This is a genomic window from Salinispora sp. H7-4, from assembly GCF_013416675.1.
GTDB lineage: Bacteria > Actinomycetota > Actinomycetes > Mycobacteriales > Micromonosporaceae > Micromonospora > Micromonospora vitiensis.
The window spans coordinates 381-847 of record NZ_JABZED010000025.1; the positions used below are offsets into that span (position 1 = coordinate 381).

Sequence of the window (467 nt, forward strand, 5' to 3'; positions counted from 1 at the left end):
CCTACCCGACGAAGCCAAACCCCTCCTCGCCGACGACCGACTCGACCAGCGACTGTTCAACGTCACCGACCTCATCGACATGGGCTACGACGACGCCCACACCAGTGAACTACCCCTCATCGCCACCTACCCCGACACCACCACCCGCACCACCACCGCACCAGCCGGCACCACCCTCACCCACGACCTACCCGCCATCAACGGCCACGCCCTCACCACCAACAAGAAAGACACCCGCACCCTCTGGACCACCCTCACCACCAGCTCCGGCGCGAATCGCGAAAGCAGCAACGCCGCCAAGCTTTGGCTCGACGGCCAGGTCCACACCGACCTGGCTGACAGCGTCCCCCAGGTCGGCGCCCCCGAAGCCTGGGACACCGGCTACGACGGCGACGGCACCACCGTCGCCGTCCTCGACACCGGCATCGACCCCACCCACCCCGACCTCGTGGATCAGATCCAGGACA

1 pseudogene is annotated in these 467 nt (G+C 67.2%); it reads left to right on the forward strand.

From position 1 onward, the window contains the following. Nucleotides 1-467, forward strand: a pseudogene (locus H0524_RS13745) (peptidase S8); the annotation flags it as partial.